Below are 17,798 nucleotides of genomic sequence, written 5' to 3'. Positions count from 1 at the left end.
CCCGTCCCAGGGTATGGGGGGCGCCACAGCGATGTATGAAGCTTTCGACTCCGAGCGTATAGCACGCACATTCGATTTACGGACGACCGCAGACACCTTCACCCGAACGAGTGTCGAAGGTTACGCTCGGCGCATGATCGACCATGCGCGTGACCTGGAAGCTGTACGTGAAGCGACCGATCGGCTGCTCAGTGCCACGGGCAAGACGGACGACGGATTCCTTGCCGGAGCCTCACGACTGCCGGGCTGGAGCCGCGGCCATGTTCTTGCCCACCTGTCACGTAACGCCGACGCCCTCGTAAATGTTCTCCAGGGGCGTCCGATGTACGCGAACAGCGAAACCCGGGACGCGGACATCGAGAGGGACGCGCCCCGTCCGCTCGAGGAGCAGCTCGCCGATCTGCGCGGGAGCGGCGGGGCCTTCCTGGCCGCCGCCGCCACGCCGGCCGACTGGTCGCGTACGGTCACGCTGCGCAACGGCGTGACGGACTCCGCCTCCCGGATCCCCTTCAGGAGGTGGGTGGAGGTCGAGCTGCACCACGTCGACCTCGGGGCGGGCTACGAGCTGGAGGACCTGCCGGAGGAGTTCGTGATCCGGGAGAACGACTTCCTCGCGGAGCGGTTCGCCGGGCACCCCGGTGTCGTTTCCACGACCGCGGTCACCGAGGACGGCCGGATCTGGACCACCGGTGGCGGCGCAGACGGCCCCGCGGTCACGGTCCGGGGCAGCGCGACGGACATCCTCGGCTGGCTCTGCGGGCGCCGCGACGGCTCCGCGCTCACCACCGAAGGCGGCAGCCTCCCCGCACTGCCTCCGCTATAGGCTTCGTCACATGACGTACAGCGGAGCGGTCAGGGTCGGCGGACCCGCGGATGTGCACGAACTGACGGATCTGATGATCTCGAAGGTCGCCGTCGGACCGATGAACAACAACGCGTATCTGCTGCGCTGCCGGAACACGGGTGAGCAGCTCCTGATCGACGCCGCCGCGGAGGCCCCGATCCTGCTGCGCCTGATCGGGGAGGACGGCATCGCCTCCGTCGTGACGACGCACCGGCACGGCGACCACTGGCAGGCCCTCGCCGAAGTGGTGGCCGCGACCGGAGCACGTACGTACGCCGGGAGGTACGACGCGGAGGGCATCCCCGTCCCGACCGACGAGCCGGTCGAGGACGGTGGCACGATCCGGGTGGGCACCGTCTCGCTGACCGCCAGGCACCTGACCGGGCACACCCCGGGTTCCATCGCGCTGGTCTACGACGATCCGCACGGCGCCCCGCACCTCTTCACCGGGGACTGCCTGTTCCCCGGCGGGCTCGGCAACACGCACAAGGATCCCGAGGCGTTCGCGAGCCTGCTCCACGACGTGGAGACCAAGCTCTTCGACCGGCTGCCGGACGAGACGTGGGTCTACCCGGGGCACGGGCACGACACGACGCTCGGAGCCGAGCGGCCGCACCTGCCGAAGTGGCGCAAGCGCGGCTGGTGAAGCAACGGGAACGCCGGACGGCCGGGCCCCCAGGGGCCCGGCCGTCGGCTTGTCCGCCCGGCGCTACTTCCGCGCGCCGACGTTCTCGTTGCCGTCCTCCTTGGCGGCCTCCTCGGCCGCCGTCTTCCTCCTGGTGGCGATCAGGCTGGTGATCGTGGTGACCACCAGGACGCCGCAGATGACGGTGAGGGAGAACGGGATCGAGATCTCCGGGACGTGCACCCCGGACTCGTGCAGTGCGTGCAGCACCAGCTTGACCCCGATGAATCCGAGGATCACCGACAGGCCGTAGCTGAGGTGGACCAGCTTCTTCAGCAGACCGCCGATGAGGAAGTACAGCTGACGCAGGCCCATCAGCGCGAAGGCGTTGGCGGTGAACACGATGTACGGGTCCTGGGTCAGGCCGAAGATCGCGGGGATGGAGTCGAGCGCGAAGAGCACATCGGTGGTGCCGATGGCGAGCATGACCACCATGAGCGGGGTCATGACGCGCTTGCCGTTGTTCCGGATGAAGAGCTTGGTCCCGTGGTACCTGTCGGCGACACCGAAGCGGTGCTCGATCGACTTCAGGAGCCGGTTCTCCTCGAACTCCTCTTCCTCGTCGTCGGCCCGCGCCTCCTGGATCAGCTTCCAGGCGGTGTAGATCAGGAACGCGCCGAAGATGTAGAAGACCCACGAGAAGTTGGCGATGACCGCGGCGCCGGCGGCGATGAAGATCGCACGCAGGACCAGGGCGATCAGCACACCGATCAGGAGTACCCGCTGCTGCAGGTGGGAGGGCACCGAGAACTTCGCCATGATCAGGACGAAGACGAAGAGGTTGTCGACACTGAGCGACTTCTCGGTGATGAAGCCGGCGAAGAACTCGCCCGAGGCCTGACTCTCGCCGAAGACCAGCAGGCCGAGTCCGAAGAGGGCCGCCAGCGCGATCCAGACGACGGTCCAGATTCCGGCTTCCTTGGTCGACACGTCATGGGGCTTGCGCCCGATGAAGAAGTCGACGGCGATGAGGGCACTCAGACCGAGAATGGTCAGCACCCAGAGAGTCCATGAAACGTCCACTGCGCCTCCGGCAGTTCGCTACGGCTATAGATCAGCGTCGTCGCTGCCGGAGGTCTCTTCCACCCGGGCGCGCGGGCTGCGCGCCGGGCCGGCGCCCCGGGACCGGTCACAGTCCGTACTGACGGGAACGCCGCGATCGGGAGTACTCCCCTCCGCACCAAGAACAGTACAGGAAGCACCAAGAAACGGTAAAGTCCGCACCAAGTCGTGATCAAGGAGCCTGGTCAGCGGCCGGTGAGGCCTGACCGGCTGTAGGGATCGCTCCTCAGCGTCGGCCGTCGCGCCGGGCCGCCGCCACCAGCGCGAGGACCTGTTCCAGGACACGGCTGCCCTGAGGGGTTCCGAGCGGCTCGTACGTCCAGGCGTGCCCCACCCAGGGGTCGGCGAGATGGTCGTCGGCCACGGGAGTGATGCGCAGCAGGGAACGCCACAAGGGGTCGAGCACCGGTCCGTAGGCGCGGGCGTCCTCCCGGTCGGCCACCATCATCAGGTGCACGCCCACCGAGGGGCCCTCGTCCGCGAGATATCGCAGTTGGGTGACGGCCCGGTCGTTGAAACCGTGCGGGAAGTCGTTGACGATCAGCAGTTGCTCGCCGGGGTCCAGGTCCGGCGGCAGCGAGTCGGCGGCACCGGCCCGGATCGCCATCTGCACCAGATCCACGCGCCGGGTGAGCTGGGCGAGGACCGAGGACACGCCTCCCGGGCCGGCGGCGGGCGGCCCGTCGAGGGCGCCCGATGAGACCAGGGGCGCGAGAGCGCCGGCGGCGGACCCCGCCGGGTCGATGACGTGGACGGAGAACTCGTGGGCGGGATAGACGGCGAGGAGCCGCGCCGCCAGTGAGACCGCGGTCTCCATCGCGAGCCTGCGCAACTGGTCCCCGCCCGTGGCTGCGGCCGCTTCGGAGGCGGTACGGCCGCTGTCGACCCAGATCCCCCGCTCCAGGGGCAGGCGCACCAGCAGTGGGATGCGCAGGTCGGTGCGCTCGGGAAGGTGGAGGTCGCCGATGCGCAGTGCCATCGGGATCTCCATGGGGACGCGGTAGCCGTGCCAGACCGGGTTGTCCCATCCCGCGTAGGCGGCCGGCAGGGCCGGCTCCACGACCGCCGACTCGGCGGCCAGCTGAGCGAGGTCGCGGTCGAGCGCCTCGCGGGCCCGGGTGGTCAGCGCGTCGCGCTTGGCCATGGCTTCGGCGCGGGCCCGGTCACCCGTCCCCCCGATGCGGCTGCGTGGGTCGGAGAGGGTGCGTTCCAGCTCCTGGTCCATGCGGGACTCGGCGAAGTCGACGGCGCTGCGGTGGGCGGCGACCGCGCGGGCGAGATCCTCGAACATCCCCCAGATCTGGTTGTAGAGGCGCTCGTCCATGGACCAGCCCGTCGCGTCGCCGGCGACGGGCTGCGCGGGCTGTCCGGGTGCGGCCGGTGGCGCGGTCGCAGGAGGCGGCGGGGCGGAGTGCTGGCGGCGGGGGTGCGCGTAGTCGATGGGCCCGCCGGCCGTGTCGGGGCCCTGCGGGGGCGTGCGGTCGTCCGGTGTGCCGGGGGCCGGGGCGGGCAGCGGGACAGGTGCCGGGGCGGGCGGCGGGACGGGGGCCGGAACATCGCCTGCGGCAGGCGGAGGCCCCGCGGGGTGGCGCACCCGCTCACCGTCCGGGGTGCGGGGCGGGGGCGCCAGGGAGCGGGCGAGCCCGGAGGCGACCGCCTCCTGTATCGAGGCGGCCAGCTCCGCCGCCTCGGGGAGGCCCTGGTCGGCGAGCATCTCGGCGAGTCCCGCGGCGTATCCCTGGCCGACGGCACGGACCTTCCAGAGGCCCTGGCGGCGGTAGAGCTCGATGGCGGTCACGGCGGACTCGGTGTCCAGTCCCGTGAGGGTGAACGTCGCGATCTCCGTGCCGTCGAGCCCCGTGACGGCGACGAACGGCGCGGCGACGGCGCCGAACCGGCCGGGCCGTCCGGCCCCGACGGGCAGCGCCAGGAGCACGGTGACGCGGTGCACCGCCTCCGGCAAGGCGTCGAGATCGACGGCCAGCCGGTGGTCGGCCGCCGCCTGCTGCGACACCTCCAGCCCGGGCAGCCGGTGCGAGCCTGGATGGGCGATCCACTCGACGCTCCGGACCGTGCCCCGCTCGTCCCCGAGCGTGGCCCCGGCGACGACGGGCGAGCCCGCCGACACCCTGATCTCCAGGCGCGTCTGGGGCAAGGCGTGATTCTGCCCCCGGACCAGCTCGGCCGTCATTGCCCTGTCCCCTCGACGTTCGATGTGGAGCCCTGCCATGGGCGCAGCTCCCGGCGGCCGTGGCCTCCGGGAGCTGCTCGTACGGATGTGAGGGCCGGGTGCGCCCCGCGGGCCTACAGGTGCGGCAGGATCGCCGGCATCAGGTCCTGGAAGGTCCGGCCGTTGGCGGGGTTGCCCAGAGCGGTCATCTGCCATCCGGCACCGGCGCGGTGCACCTTTGCCATGATCTGGGCCGTGTACTGGCCACCGCCGTCGAGCGTGTACCGGGCGAGTTCCTGGCCGTTGGTCTCGTCGACGATGCGACAGAAGGCGTGTCGCACCTCCTGGAACGTCTGGCCTGTGAAGGAGTTCACCGTGAATACGATCTGGTCGATGTGGACCGGGACCCGCTGGAGATCGACCAGGATGGCCTCGTCGTCCCCGCCCGAGCCGGCGCCGCCGACCAGGTTGTCGCCGGTGTGCTTGACGGAACCGTCATCGCTGACGAGGTGGCGGAAGAACACGACATCCACGGGCTGCTTGTCGGCGAAGAGCACCGCCGAGGCGTCCAGATCGATCTCCCGGGTGCGCGAACCGAACAGCCCGCGGCGCGGGGCCGCCTGCCAGCCGAGCCCCATCCGTACCGCGGTCAGGGTCCCCCCGTCGCTCTTCTGCAGGCTGATGGCCTGGCCCTTGGTCATGTTGACCGTCACGCGCTGTCCCCTCTCCGCTTGCCCCGCAACCGTCGGTGTGCGGCGTCCCCGCACCCTAGCCAGTCCACCGGGGCGAGAAGCAGTGGTAGGCCGTTTCTGTGTCGGTCCTGCAACACTGCGGATCCCACCGGTCAGGCCAGCCCCGCCTCCCTCATCTGACGCAGCTCCTTCTTCAGCTCGCCCACCTCGTCCCGCAGGCGCGCGGCCACCTCGAACTGCAGGTCGGCGGCGGCCGCACGCATCCGGTCGGTCATCTCCTCGATGATCCCCGCGAGCTCTGCGGCGGGGCGGTCCGTGACCGCCGCGGCACCCTTCTTCGCCTTGCCCCCCGCGGCCGCCTTGCCGCCGAGTGAAGGGACGGGCGCCTTGGTGTCCTTCGCCTGCCGGTAGCCGGTGCCGAGCAGCTGCTCGGTGTCGACCTCCTCGCGGGCGATGGAGGCCACGATGTCGTTGATCTTCTTCCGGAGCGGCTGCGGGTCGACGCCGCGCTCGGTGTTGTAGGCGATCTGCTTCTCACGGCGCCGGTTGGTCTCGTCGATCGCCTGCGCCATCGCCGGGGTGATCTTGTCGGCGTACATGTGGACCTGCCCCGAGACGTTACGGGCGGCGCGCCCGATGGTCTGGATCAGCGAGGTCCCCGAACGCAGGAAGCCCTGCTTGTCGGCGTCGAGGATGGCCACGAGCGACACCTCCGGCAGGTCGAGGCCCTCACGCAGGAGGTTGATGCCGACCAGGACGTCGTACTCGCCGGAGCGCAGCTCGCGCAGCAGCTCGATGCGGCGAAGCGTGTCGACGTCGCTGTGGAGGTAGCGGACCTGGATGCCGAGTTCGAGGAAGTAGTCGGTGAGGTCCTCGGACATCTTCTTCGTGAGGGTGGTGACCAGGACCCGCTCGTCCTTCTCGGTCCGCTTGCGGATCTCGTGCACCAGGTCGTCGATCTGGCCCTCGGTGGGCTTGACCACGACCTCCGGGTCGACGAGCCCGGTGGGCCGGATGATCTGCTCGACGAACCCGTCGCCGCGGGAGAGTTCGTACTTGCCGGGGGTCGCGGAGAGGTACACCGTCTGGTTGATCCGGCCGAGGAACTCCTCCCACTTCAGGGGGCGGTTGTCCAGGGCCGACGGCAGCCGGAAGCCGTGGTCGACGAGGGTCCGCTTACGGGAGGCGTCGCCCTCGTACATCGCTCCGATCTGCGGCACGGTCACGTGCGACTCGTCCAGGACAAGGAGGAAGTCCTCGGGGAAGTAGTCGAGGAGGGTGTTGGGGGCGGTGCCCGGGAGACGGCCGTCGAAGTGCATCGAGTAGTTCTCGACACCGGAGCAGGTGCCGATCTGGCGCAGCATCTCGATGTCGTACGTGGTGCGCATGCGCAGCCGCTGGGCCTCCAGCATCTTGCCCTGCTTCTCCAGCTCGGCGAGGCGCTGCTCCAGCTCCTGCTCGATGCCGGTGACCGCCTTCTCCATGCGCTCGGGGCCCGCGACGTAGTGGCTGGCGGGGAAGACGTGGAGCGACCGGTCCTCGCTGATGACCTCGCCGGTGAGCGGGTGAAGGGTCGACAGCGCCTCGATCTCATCGCCGAACATCTCGATGCGGACGGCGAGCTCCTCGTACACCGGGAAGATCTCGATGGTGTCGCCGCGGACCCGGAAGGTGCCGCGGGTGAACGCGAGGTCGTTGCGGGTGTACTGGATCTCGACGAAGCGGCGCAGCAGCGCGTCGCGGTCGACCTCGTCGCCGACCTTGAGCTGGACCATCCGGTCCACGTACTCCTGGGGGGTGCCGAGGCCGTAGATGCACGAGACGGAGGCGACGACGACGACGTCGCGCCGGGTGAGCAGCGAGTTGGTGGCGGAGTGCCTCAGCCGCTCGACCTCCTCGTTGATCGAGGAGTCCTTCTCGATGTAGGTGTCCGACTGCGGGACGTACGCCTCGGGCTGGTAGTAGTCGTAGTACGAGACGAAGTACTCCACCGCGTTGTTCGGGAGGAGCTCGCGGAACTCGTTGGCCAGCTGCGCGGCGAGCGTCTTGTTCGGCGCCATGACCAGGGTGGGGCGCTGCAGCTTCTCGATCATCCAGGCGGTCGTGGCCGACTTGCCCGTGCCCGTCGCGCCGAGGAGGACCACGTCCTTCTCGCCCGCACGCACGCGCCGGTCCAGCTCCGCGATGGCCGCGGGCTGGTCACCGCTGGGCTGGTAGGGACTGACGACCTCGAAAGGCGCCACAGAACGTTCGATCTTCGAGACTGGCCGCATGCATCCACGGTACGGCCACCCACCGACAACGGCGGCGGATCAGCGCTCGCGCGGCTGCCGGTACTCCCTGCGCGAGGCGGTCTCGTAGGGGCGCGGGCGGCTGCGCTGGACGGGGATCGACGTCATGTGCCCGCCGCGCCGGGGCGCGTACGCCGGCCGGGCGGTCTCTTCGGGGCCGCCGGTCACCATGAGGGGGTCGATCATCACGACCACGGCCGCCAGCAGCAGGAAGCAGCCGGGCCCGACCATCATCGGGAGCAGCGAGGTCGGCGCCTCGCCGGGTGGTGCCTGTGCGGCTCCGGGGTGCAGATGGACCACGAGGGCGGCCATGCCGGTGTAGTGCATGCCGCTCACCGCCACGCCCATGACCACGCTGGCGCCGAGGCTGGGGAGGAAGCCGTGGATGGAGACGGCCGCCCACAGGGCCGCTGTCGCGGCGACCACGGCGATGACGACGGAGAGCGAGACGGTGAGGGTGTCGTAGGCGAACTCGCCGTCGAAGTTCATCCCGGCCATGCCGAGGTAGTGCATCGAGGCGACACCGAGGCCGGTGATCGTCCCGCCGGTGACCAGCGCCATGCGCGTCGCACCCCGGTAGCCGACGAGGAAGATGCCGATGCCGACCATGAGGATCGCCACGGCGAGGCTCGCGTAGGTCAGGGGCCGGTCGTAGCTCACCGGCGCCTCCTGGACGCTGAAGCCCAGCATCGCGATGAAGTGCATCGTCCAGATGCCTGAGCCGATGGACGTCGCGCCGAGGGCCAGCCAGCCGGCTCTGGCGACGCCGCGCGTGCGCAGGGACCGCGTGGTGCAGCGCAGACCGAGGGCCGCGCCCAGGCACGCCATGACGAATGCCGTCACCGGTGTCACTAGGCCGTAGGTGAATCCGTCAACTGTGCCCTGCATTCGTGTACGCCCTTCGCGGTGGCCCGGGTTCGGGGGTGACCCTAAAGGGCAAGGCCCGGCAAGCAAACATAAGAACGGCATTTTATCCGCCCTCGGAGGCGCTCCGGTTCCCGTCGCGACAATCCGTTCACATCATGACCATCATCGTTCTGTCGCCCGTCGGGGGCGGTCGGCATGTTCCGCATACCCATGTCCCGACGCGAGGAGTGCACGTGTCCGTACGCACAGCAGCCGCCTCGACTGCCGTGGCCGCCATGCTCGGCGTCTGCGTATCGCTGCCGCCCGCCCAGGGGCAGGCATCGGCCGCCGGGAGCGCCCCGGAGGTCTTCGCGCACCGGGGTGCGTCCGCCTACGCCCCGGAGAACACCCTGGCGGCCGTCGACGCCGCCGACGCCCTGGGCATCGACTGGGTGGAGAACGACGTGCAGCTCACGAAGGACGGCGTGCCGGTCGTCATGCACGACACGACCCTGAGCAGGACCACGGACGCCGAGGAGGTCTTCCCGGGCCGTGCGCCCTGGGCGGTCGGGGACTTCACCGCGGCGGAGATCGCGAGGCTGGACGCGGGCAGCTGGTTCGGCCCCCGGTTCGCGGGTGCCGGGGTGCCCACCCTCGCCCGGTACCTGCACCGCGTCGAACGCAACCGCCAGAAGCTGCTCCTTGAGATCAAGAGCCCGGAGACCCACCCGGGGATCGAGAGGGGGACGCTGCGCGTCCTGCGGGAGGAAGGGTGGCTGGACCCCGGTCACGTCCGGCAGCGGCTGGTGATCCAGAGCTTCGGTGCAGAGAGTGTGAAGACTGTCCACGCGCAGCGCCCCGACGTCGTCACCGGCTTCCTCGGCACCCCGGCGGTGGCCGATCTCCCGTCGTACGCGACGTTCACGGACCAGATCAATCCGTCGTACACGACGATCGGCGCCGATTACGTCGCCGCCGTACAGCGGCTGAAGGGCGCCCACGGCAAACCGATGCGGGTGAACACCTGGACGGTGAACGACGCGGGGAAGGCCACGGAGGTGGCCGGTTTCGGCGTGGACGGCATCATCACGAACAACCCGGACGTCGTCCGGGACGCCACCCGCTGAACGCACGCCCCGGGGCGTTGTCGGTGGCCGGCCGTACGGTTGGTCCATGGAGAGCAGCGAGCAGGTCGTGGAGTGGTCCGTCGTGCCGAGCGCCATCGGGCCCCTCCTGCTCGCCGCGACCCAGGCGGGGCTGGTGACCGTGGCCTTCCACGCGCGCCCGGCCGCCCGGGACAAGGCGCTCGCGCAGCTGCGCACGCGGCTGGGCGCGGAGCCCGTCCGGGCGCCGGACTCCGACCTGCTGGCCGGACCCGTGCGCCAGCTCGCCGCGTACTTCTCCGGGGACCTGCGGGAGTTCTCGCTCCCGCTGGACTGGTCGCTGACCTCCGGCTTCCACCGTGAGGTGCTCCGTGAGCTGGCCTCCGGCGTGCCGTACGGGGCGGTCGTGGGGTACGGAGACCTGGCCGCCCGGGTCGGCCGGCCCGACGGGGCACAGGCCGTGGGGGCCGCCATGGGATCCAACCCGCTGCCGGTGGTGGTGCCGTGCCACCGGGTGGTGGAGAGCGACGGAGGGCTCGGCGGGTTCGGCGGTGGCCTGGAGACGAAGCGGCAGCTGCTGGCGATCGAGGGCGTGCTCCCGCAGCCGCTGTTCTGAGCCCGGCCCGGTACCGCGGCACTCGGGGCCAGGGATCCCCGGGCCGATGTCGCACGCGGGTGCGAGCTGGCACACTGCGGCGGTGACGACAGCCTCTCCTCCCTCCCGGATCACCGCCGCCGATCTGCCCGCGTTGCAGCGCCGCACCTCAGCCGTGCTCATCGGCAGTCAGATACTCGGCGGCCTCGGCGTGGCCGTCGGTATCGCCCTCGCCCCGGTCCTGGCGTCCGAGGTGAGCGGTTCCGAGGCCTTGTCGGGGCTCGCGCCCACCGCGTCCGTGACGGGCACGGCCCTCCTGTCGCTGCCGCTGGCCGCCCTGATGGCGTCGCGGGGAAGGCGCCCGGGGCTCGTCCTGGCCTACCTGGTGGGGTCGGCCGGGGCCCTCCTGGTGGTGACCGCCACCGTCATGGGCAGTTTCCCGCTGCTGCTGCTCGGGATGGCCGGTTTCGGGGCCGGCTCTTCGGCCAACCTCCAGGCCAGGTTCGCGGCGGCCGACCTCGCGGAGCCGGACCGGCGGGGCCGGGCGATCGCCACCGTCATCTGGGCCACCACGATCGGTTCGGTGCTGGGCCCCAACATCGCCGCCCCGGCGAGCCACGTCTTCAGGGACACCTTCGTGCCGGAGGCGGCGGGCCCCTTCGCCTGGGCGTCGGGCATCTTCCTGATCACCGGCGTCCTGGTCGCCGTGCTGCTGCGCCCGGACCCGCTGCTGACAGCCCGCGCACTCGCCCCCAAGGACACGGCGACCGCCGCGAACCGTTCGCTGCGGGCGGGCGTCGCGGCGGTCCGCGCCTCCCCGATGGCGAGGCTGGCCCTGGTGACCGTCGCCGTGTCCCACACCGCGATGGTCTCCATCATGGTCATGACCCCTGTCCACCTCGGGCACCACGGCGCGGACATCCAGCTGATCGGTCTGGTGATCAGCGGGCACATCGCGGGGATGTACGCCTTCTCCCCCGTCATGGGACGCCTCGCCGACCGTGTCGGACGGCTGGCCGTGATCGGGCTGGCCGCCGGCCTGCTGTGCTGCGCGGCCCTGCTGGCAGGCACGTCGGGCGACGGTCACGCCCGGACGGCCGCCGGCCTGTTCGTCCTCGGCCTCGGCTGGTCCGCGGGGCTGGTCGCCGGCTCGGCGCTGCTCACGGACTCCGTGCCGCAGGCCGCGCGGGCAGCCGTGCAGGGGCTCTCCGACCTCACGATGAACACGGCGGCGGGTGTGGGCGGCGCCCTGGCCGGGGTGATCGTCTCCCGGCTGGGGTACGGCTGGCTCAACGCGGCCGCCGCCTGTCTCCTCCTGCCGATGGCCGCGCTGGCGCTGCGCAGGTCGCTCGGGCGGCCTGCCAGGGACTCCGCGAAGGCCTGACACCCGGGCGGTTCGCCAACGTCCCGGCCGTGCGGGTTTGCGGCCGGGACGCCTGCGACAGGGATGGGGCATGCCTCTGAACCCATCGTCATCGACGGCGTCGAATCAGCAGGAGACCGGCGGTTACGCCCCGTTGCTCTCCGCCGAGGTGCGCGAGGCCCTCGGCGCGGGCGCACCCGTCGTCGCCCTGGAGTCGACGATCATCGCGCACGGTCTGCCACGCCCCCGCAACCTCCGGGTCGCGAAGGAGCTGGAGGAAGACGTGCGCGGGGCAGGAGCCGTGCCGGCCACGGTCGCCGTACTGGACGGCCGGGCGCACCTGGGTCTGACCGCAGCCCAGTTGGAGCGGGTCGCCGTGGACCCTGACGTGCGCAAGCTGGGTCACCGCGACCTCGCACCGGCCCTGGCACTGGGCGCGAGCGGGGCGACCACCGTGTCGGCGACGGCGTTCCTCGCGGCCCGGGCGGGCCTGCGTGTCTTCGCCACCGGCGGACTGGGTGGTGTGCACCGGGAGTGGGCGCAGACGCAGGACGAGTCCGCCGACCTCCGCCTCCTCGCACGTACCGGCATCACGGTGGTGTGCTCGGGTGTGAAGTCGGTCCTGGACGTGCCCGCCACCCTTCAGCGCCTGGAGACGCTCGGCGTGGGTGTGCTCGGTTACGGCACGGAGTACTTCCCCGGCTTCTACCTGAGCAGTTCCGGCGAGCCGGTCGACTGGACGGTTCGCACGCCGCAGGAGGTGGCGGACGTGATGCGGGCCCGGGAGGAACTCGGCGGCGCGCAGGCCTCGCTGATCGTCGCCAATCCGGTGCCGGGGAAGGATCAGTTGGATCCGGAGCTGCACGACCGGGTGCTCGCGCGCGCCCTGGACGCCTGCCGCAGCAAGGGCGTCACGGGGCAGGCCGTCACCCCGTTCCTCCTGGAGTACCTGATGCGGGAGACCGGCGGCGCCTCCCTGGAGGCCAATCTCGCTGCCGTACGCGGGAACGTGCGGCTGGCCGCACGGATCGCCGTGGCGGCTGCGCGGTGACCGGCGGCGCGCTGCTCGTCGTCGGGGAGGTGGTCAACGATGTGGTCGTCCGGCACGCCTGCGTGCCGGTCCACGGCACGGACACGCCCGCGCGGATCACGACACTGCCCGGTGGCGCGGGTGCGAACGCGGCCTGCTGGGCGGTGCGTTCAGGCTGCCGGAGCGTGCGCCTGCTCGCCCGCGCCGGGGCCGAGTCGGCGTCCTGGCACCGGGAGGTGCTGCGGAAGGCGGGCGTGTGCCCGCTGCTGGCCGTGGACACCGAGGTGCCGACCGGCACTGTGGTGGCCCTCGTCGACTCCTCGGCCGAGCGCACCTTCCTCACCGACAGCGGCGCGGTCCTGCGCCTGTGTCCGGACGACTGGTCCCCGGCGCTGCTCGACGGTGTGGCCCGCCTCCACGTCTCCGGTTACCTGCTGTTCGCGGAGCCCAGCCGGACGACGGCGCTGCTGGCCCTGCGTGAGGCGCGCCGCCGGGACGTGCCGGCGAGTGTGGACCCGGCGTCCGCGGGCTTCCTGGCGGAGCTGGGCGCGGGGGCGTTCCTCGATCTGGTCGGCGGTGTGGACCTGCTGCTGCCCAACGCGGACGAGGCCCGTGAGCTGACCGGGCTGGCGGACCCCGCGGACGCGGCGGCCAAGCTGAGCCGTCACGTCGCCCGTGTGGCCGTCACGCTCGGGGACCGGGGGGTCGTGCTGGCGTCCGGCGGCGCGGTGACCGCGCGGGTGCCCGCAGCGCCGGGTGCGGTGCCGGTCGATTCGACGGGGGCGGGCGACGCCTTCACCGGGGCATTCCTTGCGGCCCTCGTCGCGGGGGCGGACGAGGTCACGGCGGCCGGGACGGGCTGCCGGGCCGGGGCCGAAGCCGTCGCCACGGTGGGTGGGCGCCCGGGGCCGCGACCCTCCTAGCTAGTGCCGCGACCGGCAATGTCTGCCCGGTAGGAGCGTCGGCGGGTGCGTGCGATCGCAAGGCGGCCGGAAGTCCTTGTAGCGGAGCTACCAGGGCTTTTGGCCAACGCAGCGAGCGTGCGTGCTGGGCGGCGCGACGGGGCAAAGCTTGCCGGGAGGGGCACTAGTCACCCGCCGAGCCCGGTCCACGCCGGGCGCCCCGGGTCGTCGGCGCGTACCACGACGTCCGCGCGGGCGGCCGGTGCGACCTCGTCGTCGTACCGGGCGAAGGCGGGCAGCGTCCACCGTTCGCCCTCCGGGGTGCGCCGTCGCAGCGCACCCGGGGAGAGGCTCAGATGGATGCCGAGGTCGAAGGGGAACCACTGGCCGAGGATCAGCGGGCCGTGCAGGACCAGCACGCCGCCCTCGGGCAGTTCGCGGTACGGACTGCGGGTCGCCCGGTCGGTGACGGGGTCCCAGAGGTCGGGCAGCACGCGTCCGCTGCCGCCCGCCTCCAGCGGCCGGAACACCTCGCGCCACAGCGCGCCGGTGTCGAACCATCCGTCGGCGTACGAATCGGGGTCCTCCTTGCCGTACTCGTAGCGCAGGCTGGCCGGCCGCAGGAAGCCGCCGGTGGAGACGGTGAGCACGGGGCGCCCGAGGGAGCGCAGCACCTCGGCCAGGCGCCCGGCGGGCTCCTCCGGGCGAGCCGCCGGCGCTCCGTCGACCCCGATCCGCAACCAGGACCCGCCGTCGGCCGGTTCCAGTCCGTCTGCGTGGGCGGCCAGGGTGCCGGCCAGCCTTTCCCAGGTGATGGGTTCAAATCGCACGTACGCATCATCGCCCCCTGCCGCACATGATGCGTATGGATCTCGCGCACCTCCGGCCGGTGAGGCTCAGCCGGCGGACGCGCCCCGGGCGGCAGGACAGTCGACCGCGTCCGCGTCGTCGGACAGAGCGCTGCCCTCGGGAAGGAGATAGGTCACCCACAGGACGACAGGCTCCGTCCCGAGGTTGCGCCCGATGTGCCGGTGGCGGGTGCCGGACGGCTCGATGAAGGACGTTCCCGCGGGAGTCACCTCGACGGAGCAGTCGTCGAGGGTCCTGGTCAGCGTCCCGGACTTGACGACAGCGATCAGCTGACCGCTGTGGGTGTGCCAGCCGGTGGATCCGCCGGGCGCCACGGTGATCTCCCTGAAGGTCACGTCGGTGCGGCCCTTCGGTGTCTTCACCTTGAGCTTGCCCTGGGACGTGCCGACGGCCACGACCGTGGCACTCACCCCGCTGCCCGGTGTGGCGACCGCGGCCGTCGGCAGCAGTCCGAGGACGCCGACACACGCACCGACGGGCAGGGCCCTGCGTCCCGCCCGCCACTTCTTCGCACCGCTCCCGCTCTTCGCACCGATCGTCCCGCCGAACTCCATGAACGACTCCTCAGCATCCGCGCCCGATGAACGCCCACACGCTACAGGCGAGTTGGGCTCGGCGTGTCAGGAGCGCTGCTTCGGCCGACCCGGAGTTCGGCGGCGAGGGGGCCGTCTCCGGACACCTGCGCACCACCGTCCCGTACCGCCTCGGCGATCGTGAGTTCGCCGCGCCCGACGGCCAGGGCGATGTCGGTGGTGAGCGCGAGGCAGGCGTCCGGCTGCACGGCGGGGCCGTAGCCGTACGCCTGGCCGCCGGTTGCCTGAGCACCCGTACTGATGTGGAACTCCCCCTCGTCCAGTCTCACTTCAACGACCCCGTGATGCGTGACGCCGTCCAGGGCGCGCAGCAGGGGCAGCGCGAACCAGTGCGCCCTGACCGCATCGGTGGGGCGGCGCTCGGCGAGCGCGGGCGCCCCCCACCGGGCCAGCGCGGTGAGGACCGGGAGCAGTCCCCGGCCGTGCTCGGTCAGTTCGTAGACCGTGGCCGCTGCCGGAGGCGGGAGCCTGCGGCGCACGGCGAGGCCACCCTGCTCCATGTCCTTCAGCCTGGATGCCAGTACGTCCGTGCTCACTCCGGGCAGGTCGGCGTGCAGGTCGGTGTACCGGCGTGGGCCCGCCAGCAGTTCACGGACGATCAGCAGCGTCCAGCGGTCACCGACGGAGTCGAGGGCTCGGGCGGCGGCGCAGTACTGGTCGTAGCTCCGGCGGCGGGCGGGGCGTGCGGGCTGTTGCTGACGAGGCATGAGACGCAGTCTAGACATGTTGTTGGACTTTCCAAGTCCAAGCTTGGTAAAACCAAGTATCGCAATCCAGGGTTGGGGAGGCACCGCATGGAGTTCCGGCAGTCCAGCAAGCTCGACGAGGTCTGTTACGAGATCCGGGGGCCGGTCATCGAGCAGGCCGACGCACTGGAGGAGGCGGGCCACAGCGTCCTCCGCCTCAACACGGGCAATCCGGCGCTCTTCGGCTTCGAGGCACCGGAGGAGATCGTCCAGGACATGATCCGGATGCTCCCCCGGGCGCACGGCTACACCGACTCACGCGGCATCCTCTCCGCGCGCCGCGCGGTGGCCCAGCGCTACCAGGCGATGGGGCTCGCCGATGTCGACGTGGACGACATCTTCCTCGGCAACGGCGTGTCCGAGCTGATCTCCATGGCGGTGCAGGCACTCCTGGAGGACGGCGACGAGATCCTCATCCCGAGCCCCGACTATCCGCTCTGGGCCGCCGTCACCACACTGGCGGGCGGCAGGGCGGTCCACTACACCTGCGACGAGGGGGCGGACTGGAATCCCGACCTCGCCGACATGGCCTCGAAGATCACCGACCGCACCCGGGCCATGGTGATCATCAACCCGAACAACCCGACGGGTGCCGTCTACCCCCGCGAGGTCCTCGACGGGATGCTCGACCTTGCCCGCAGGCACGGCCTGATGGTCTTCGCCGACGAGATCTACGACCAGATCCTCTACGACGACGCCGAGCACCACAGCGTCGCCGTCCTGGCACCGGACCTGCTCTGCCTCACCTTCAGCGGGCTGTCCAAGACGTACCGCGTCGCCGGGTTCCGCTCGGGCTGGATGGTCGTGTCCGGACCGCAGCAGCACGCCAGGAGCTATCTGGAGGGGCTGACCACGCTCGCCTCCATGCGACTGTGCCCCAACGCCCCCGCACAGTACGCGATCCAGGCCGCGCTCGGCGGCCGCCAGTCCATCCGGGAACTCGTCGCACCGGGCGGCAGGCTCCACGAACAGCGCAACCGGGCCTGGGAGCGTCTCAACGAGATCCCCGGGGTCTCGTGCGTGAAGCCGAAGGGCGCCCTGTACGCGTTCCCGCGCATCGACCCGAAGGTGCACCCCATCGTCGACGACGAGCGCTTCGTACTCGATCTGCTGCTGCGTGAGAAGATCCAGGTGGTGCAGGGCACCGGCTTCAACTGGCCCCGCCCGGACCACTTCCGCATCCTCACCCTGCCGCACGCCGACGACCTGGACGCGGCGATCAGCCGCATCGGCCGCTTCCTGAACGGATACCGCCATTGAAACCTCCCCCTCGTGAACGAGGGGGATTCCTGGCTCACTTCGCCTGACGCCTAGCAGGTGGCAGGGCTTACAAGATCAGCACCAGCCGGGTTGAGACCAGCCCGGACGAGCATCACGCGGGCGGAGTTCTTGTCTCTGGGCGAGACAGCTCCGCACGCGGTGCACGTATACGTTCTCTCGGAAAGGGGCAGTGCGTGCTTGGCTCTCGCTCCGCACCGTGCGCAGTCCATCGTGGTGTGCGCGGGGTGGACCAGGTGCACGGCACGGCCGTGCTTGCGGCCCATCTCCATCAGGGCACGCTTGGTCGCGCCGATCGCGGCGTCCGCCGCCTTCCTCGCCATGGTGGACTTCGCGAGGAACTTCGGCTTGAAATCCTCGACAGCGATCGCTTCGTGGTCGGCCGCGACCTTCTTGGCCCACTTGCGGGAGGTGTCCTGCCGCTGGTCGGCGACCTTCTTGTACAGCTTGGCGCGGAGCTTCTTCGCGTGCCGGCAGCCCTTCGAGCCGGCGTGGCCCTTCCCCGGCTTGCGCCGGGCCATCATCCGGTCGTAACGAACCAGCTTCACCTGCGCCTTCCTGCCGTGCTGCGCGTGGGGCAGGTCGTATGCGTCGGATGTGGTGGTCGCGGTCTCCCTGACACCCCGGTCGACACCGATCACGCGCCCGGTCGCGGGCAGCAGCTCGCTCTCGGCCGCGACGACGAAACTGGCGTACCACGCCCCGGTACCGTCCTGGTACACGCGCAC

General features: G+C 71.1%; 17 protein-coding genes. 8 read left to right on the top strand and 9 right to left on the bottom strand.

Annotated elements, in window-relative coordinates; all coding sequences use genetic code 11:
* Positions 1 to 133: 133 nt before the first annotated feature.
* Positions 134 to 823: a maleylpyruvate isomerase family mycothiol-dependent enzyme gene (locus tag ACFU5K_RS23420; protein WP_384064918.1), complete on the top strand. Its 690-nt coding sequence runs from the start codon at positions 134 to 136 to the stop codon at positions 821 to 823.
* Positions 824 to 833: 10 nt separating this feature from the next.
* A complete protein-coding gene (locus tag ACFU5K_RS23415; protein WP_384064916.1) occupies positions 834 to 1,490 on the top strand; it encodes an MBL fold metallo-hydrolase in 657 nt (218 codons plus the stop codon).
* Positions 1,491 to 1,553: 63 nt separating this feature from the next.
* On the opposite strand, the gene ACFU5K_RS23410 is transcribed toward ACFU5K_RS23415, so the two are convergent.
* The 5 genes from ACFU5K_RS23410 to ACFU5K_RS23390 form a co-directional block, all read right to left on the bottom strand.
* On the bottom strand, positions 1,554 to 2,552 hold the full coding sequence (locus tag ACFU5K_RS23410) for a TerC family protein (RefSeq protein ID WP_384064914.1): 999 nt from the start codon (positions 2,550 to 2,552) through the stop codon (positions 1,554 to 1,556).
* Positions 2,553 to 2,817: 265 nt separating this feature from the next.
* Positions 2,818 to 4,782, bottom strand: coding sequence for a TerD family protein (locus tag ACFU5K_RS23405; RefSeq protein WP_384064913.1), 1,965 nt, complete (start codon positions 4,780 to 4,782; stop codon positions 2,818 to 2,820).
* Between the two features lie 113 nt (positions 4,783 to 4,895).
* A complete protein-coding gene (locus ACFU5K_RS23400) occupies positions 4,896 to 5,474 on the bottom strand; it encodes a TerD family protein (RefSeq protein ID WP_384064912.1) in 579 nt (192 codons plus the stop codon).
* A gap of 131 nt (positions 5,475 to 5,605) precedes the next feature.
* A complete protein-coding gene (gene uvrB, locus ACFU5K_RS23395; protein WP_384064911.1) occupies positions 5,606 to 7,726 on the bottom strand; it encodes an excinuclease ABC subunit UvrB in 2,121 nt (706 codons plus the stop codon).
* A gap of 39 nt (positions 7,727 to 7,765) precedes the next feature.
* Entirely contained in the window at positions 7,766 to 8,632 is an 867-nt protein-coding gene (locus ACFU5K_RS23390; RefSeq protein ID WP_384064910.1) for an MHYT domain-containing protein, read from the bottom strand.
* 212 nt (positions 8,633 to 8,844) lie between these two features.
* Between ACFU5K_RS23390 and ACFU5K_RS23385 the strand changes: the two genes are divergently transcribed.
* From ACFU5K_RS23385 to ACFU5K_RS23365, 5 genes are all read left to right on the top strand, one after another.
* A complete protein-coding gene (locus ACFU5K_RS23385) occupies positions 8,845 to 9,717 on the top strand; it encodes a glycerophosphodiester phosphodiesterase (RefSeq protein WP_384064908.1) in 873 nt (290 codons plus the stop codon).
* Between the two features lie 46 nt (positions 9,718 to 9,763).
* Positions 9,764 to 10,309: a methylated-DNA--[protein]-cysteine S-methyltransferase gene (locus tag ACFU5K_RS23380; protein ID WP_384064906.1), complete on the top strand. Its 546-nt coding sequence runs from the start codon at positions 9,764 to 9,766 to the stop codon at positions 10,307 to 10,309.
* Positions 10,310 to 10,355: 46 nt separating this feature from the next.
* Positions 10,356 to 11,672, top strand: coding sequence for an MFS transporter (locus ACFU5K_RS23375; RefSeq protein WP_384064904.1), 1,317 nt, complete (start codon positions 10,356 to 10,358; stop codon positions 11,670 to 11,672).
* A gap of 70 nt (positions 11,673 to 11,742) precedes the next feature.
* Positions 11,743 to 12,702 (top strand): pseudouridine-5'-phosphate glycosidase, encoded by a 960-nt coding sequence (locus tag ACFU5K_RS23370; protein ID WP_384064902.1) that lies wholly within the window; start codon positions 11,743 to 11,745, stop codon positions 12,700 to 12,702.
* Complete coding sequence (locus ACFU5K_RS23365) at positions 12,699 to 13,604, top strand: carbohydrate kinase family protein (protein ID WP_384064900.1); 906 nt, start codon at positions 12,699 to 12,701, stop codon at positions 13,602 to 13,604. The genes ACFU5K_RS23370 and ACFU5K_RS23365 overlap by 4 nt, the downstream gene beginning before the upstream one ends.
* A 167-nt stretch (positions 13,605 to 13,771) precedes the next feature.
* Here the strand turns inward: ACFU5K_RS23365 and ACFU5K_RS23360 are convergent, their stop codons facing one another.
* The 3 genes from ACFU5K_RS23360 to ACFU5K_RS23350 all read right to left on the bottom strand — a co-directional run bounded on the left by ACFU5K_RS23360 (position 13,772) and on the right by ACFU5K_RS23350 (position 15,753).
* The gene (locus ACFU5K_RS23360) at positions 13,772 to 14,413 is read right to left on the bottom strand and encodes a uridine kinase (protein WP_384064898.1); all 642 of its coding nucleotides are present in this window, start codon (positions 14,411 to 14,413) and stop codon (positions 13,772 to 13,774) included.
* Positions 14,414 to 14,479: 66 nt separating this feature from the next.
* Entirely contained in the window at positions 14,480 to 15,007 is a 528-nt protein-coding gene (locus ACFU5K_RS23355; protein ID WP_384064896.1) for a cupin domain-containing protein, read from the bottom strand.
* 41 nt (positions 15,008 to 15,048) lie between these two features.
* Positions 15,049 to 15,753, bottom strand: a complete 705-nt coding sequence (locus ACFU5K_RS23350) for a winged helix-turn-helix transcriptional regulator (protein WP_384064894.1) — start codon at positions 15,751 to 15,753, stop codon at positions 15,049 to 15,051.
* Between the two features lie 87 nt (positions 15,754 to 15,840).
* Between ACFU5K_RS23350 and ACFU5K_RS23345 the strand changes: the two genes are divergently transcribed.
* Positions 15,841 to 17,052: a pyridoxal phosphate-dependent aminotransferase gene (locus ACFU5K_RS23345; RefSeq protein WP_384064893.1), complete on the top strand. Its 1,212-nt coding sequence runs from the start codon at positions 15,841 to 15,843 to the stop codon at positions 17,050 to 17,052.
* A 50-nt stretch (positions 17,053 to 17,102) separates the two neighbouring features.
* Here ACFU5K_RS23345 and ACFU5K_RS23340 read toward each other — a convergent pair.
* Positions 17,103 to 17,798, bottom strand: a 696-nt coding sequence (locus tag ACFU5K_RS23340) for an RNA-guided endonuclease InsQ/TnpB family protein (protein WP_384064891.1), incomplete at its 5' end; no start/stop codon positions are given.

It is taken from the genome of Streptomyces sp. NPDC057428, from assembly GCF_042803195.1.
Lineage (GTDB): Bacteria > Actinomycetota > Actinomycetes > Streptomycetales > Streptomycetaceae > Streptomyces.
The sequence above is the reverse complement of the archived record's forward strand: the minus strand, read 5'-3'. Positions and strand labels throughout refer to the sequence as shown.